Origin of the sequence: Streptomyces roseochromogenus subsp. oscitans DS 12.976 (assembly GCF_000497445.1) — a bacterium.
GTDB classification, from domain to species: domain Bacteria; phylum Actinomycetota; class Actinomycetes; order Streptomycetales; family Streptomycetaceae; genus Streptomyces; species Streptomyces oscitans.
Window position 1 is genome coordinate 7889755 of record NZ_CM002285.1, and the last position, 2526, is coordinate 7892280.

Sequence of the window (2526 nt, forward strand, 5' to 3'; positions counted from 1 at the left end):
GGGCTCCGCCGCGCGGCACCGAGGTGCTCGGGGAGGTGCGGCGCTGGGTGCGCTGCGGGTCGGGGTAGGTGTCGACGAGCCGCCCGGTGGTCCGGTCCGTCTCCGCGGCGCGCGGCGCGGGCGGCCGTACGTCGGCCAGGCCCTGCGCCTCACGCGTGGCGATCTCCTTGAGCCGCAGCGACAGCTGCAGCGTGCTGGGCCGTTCGTCGGGGTCCTTCGCCAGGCAGGCCCGGAGCAGCGGGGCGAGCGCGTCCGGCACGCCGTGCAGCTGCGGCTCCTCGTGCACCACCCGGTACAGCATCACCTCGGAGCTGCCGTGCCCGAAGGGCGAGTCGCCGGTGGAGGCGTACGCGAGGGTCGCGCCGAGCGAGAAGACGTCCGTCGCCGGGGTGACGACCGCGCCGCGCACCTGCTCGGGCGCGAGGAAGCCGGGGGAGCCGACCGCCGTGCCGACGTGCGTGAGTGTGGAGGCACCGGTGGCCCAGGCGATGCCGAAGTCGATGATCCGCGGCCCCTTGGGGGACAGCAGGATGTTGGAGGGCTTGAGGTCCCGGTGTACGACACCGGCCTCGTGCACGGCGACCAGGCCCTCGGAGAGCGCCGCGCCGATCGCCGCGGTGTCGGCCGCGCCGAGCGGGCCCGCGTCGGCGACCTTGTCGTGCAGCGAGGGGCCGGGCACGTACTGCGTGGCGAACCAGGGACGCTCGGCCTCCAGGTCCGCGGCGACCAGCCGGGCCGTGCAGCCGCCCCTGATCCGCCGAGCCGCCGAGACCTCACGGGCGAAGCGCGACCGGAACTCCTGGTCCTCCGCCAGATCGGGCCGGATCACCTTCAGAGCGACCCGCTGCCCCTTCTTGTCGGAGCCGAGGTAGACCACACCCATCCCGCCCGCGCCGAGCCGTCGGTGAAGCCTGAACGAGCCGACGACGCGCGGGTCCTCGCGCCTCAGGCGCATCATCGCCATGTTCATCCCCGCTGCCCGGTCCCTGTGACGTGGCACAGCTTACGTTTCCACGGCCGCTGTCGCGCAGAGGCCGCGCCCTCCGGGCCGCACGGATTGTGCCGGTCACCGGTGGGACATGAAACACGGTCAGGAAGTCGGCACCTTCCGGGTCATTGAGGCTCATGTTCCGTCAACCGTTCCTGGGGGTAAGGGCGTTGAGGTCACGAGCCGGCGGGTGACGCCGGGTCGCGCAGCCGCCGCACGGACACTCAGGGCCGCCGGGAGACCCGGGCACGGAACGGATCACGAACCGGACACAGCGCACGTCCCACCCCTGGTGGGAGTGATCGAAGTCACTCCTCCCGCTCCATGGGAGGCTTCGGGCATGACCGGACACGGTCTCGCCGGACGGTTCGGATATGACCGGACACGAGGCTGCCGGACGGTTCGGACATGACCGTGACGGCGGGCGACCCCTCCGGGAAGACCCCGAGACCAGGGCCCGCGTCTCCACCCAGGGGAGTACTTCCCAGGTCATGGCTCATCCTCCGGGAGGCCCGGCAATCGGTACGAGGGCATGACGCCCGGTGCCCGCCCCGCGCATAGATTTGAGGTCAAGCGGCGGGTGCAGCACTCGTCCCCCGAGGTCAGACACCCGCCGCTGCCGAAGACAACCGAAACGGTCAGGAGAGGGACCATGGCCCACACGGCACCGCGACGCACGACGTTCGCACCCCGCCGCACGGGCCGTCGCCACCCCTTGGTGGCGACGCTCATGGCCCTTCCCCTGGCGGCCCTGCTCCTGCTCGTCTTCGACGGCTGGGAGACGGTGGCCACACAGGCGTCGTCCGTGGGTGCGATGCTGGGGCGCTGAGCGGCGACCCCAGGCCCGGAAGAGCGGTCCGGGTGGGGACATCGATCCAGGAAACCCCGTGGGGACGGGGGTGCGGCGGACGGCACAAATGCCGGCGCAGCTGGGGAGCTGCGCCGGCATGCGCCGTTCATGGGGGCGGTACGTGTTCCGGGTGCGGGTGCGGTCGACCTAGCTGCGGGCGGTCGTGCCGCTGGGGCGGAGCCCGTCCCGCAAAAGGCGGCACCCAGCCAGAGCCGCGAAGCGCCCCGACCCCTGTCAGCCGACAGTACGCTCAGCTGCGCAGCCCACCTTCCCGAGGCACCGTTGACCGCACACACCCCCGCCCTCATATCCGCGCTGGCCGCAAAGGCCAGGACCGCCGCCCATCCGGGCCGCACCGGTGACGCCCACTGCGCCTGCGGCAGCACCCCCCTGGCCGACCGCCCCGACGCCACCGTCGTACGGCACGCCGAAAGCGTCGCGAAGGCCCACGCCCCCGGCACGGACCCTGACGAGCTGACCCTCCGCCTGGCCACGGCCGCCCGCCTCCCGGACGTCTTCCTGCCCCCGCTCACCCCGGCACCCACTCCCCTGCAGGACCGCCTGGTGACCTTCTGGCCGTACGGCGCCCCCGTCGACCCCGACGCACCGGACGCGGCCCCTTGGGAGGCCACCGCCTCCCTCCTCGCCCGGCTGCACCAGACGGCCCCGTTCGACGGCCTGCCCCCGA

At 73.1% G+C, this 2526-nt stretch carries 2 protein-coding genes and 1 pseudogene; 2 read left to right on the forward strand and 1 reads right to left on the reverse strand.

The window, feature by feature from the left end:
• The coding region (locus M878_RS83760) for a serine/threonine-protein kinase (protein WP_023552039.1) at positions 1–970 on the reverse strand (970 nt) is incomplete at its 3' end.
• A 670-nt stretch (positions 971–1640) separates the two neighbouring features.
• Here M878_RS83760 and M878_RS98585 point away from each other — a divergent pair.
• Positions 1641–1817 carry a hypothetical protein gene (locus M878_RS98585; RefSeq protein WP_023552040.1) on the forward strand — a complete coding sequence of 59 codons (177 nt, stop codon included), beginning with the start codon at positions 1641–1643 and terminating at the stop codon, positions 1815–1817.
• Between the two features lie 303 nt (positions 1818–2120).
• A pseudogene (locus tag M878_RS83770) lies at positions 2121–2526 on the forward strand (aminoglycoside phosphotransferase family protein); the annotation flags it as partial.

What these genes read in the sequence shown, in the direction of transcription:
- M878_RS98585 (WP_023552040.1), top strand. Translation starts at nt 1,641, where the DNA reads ATGGCCCACACGGCACCGCGACGCACGACGTTCGCACCCCGCCGCACG.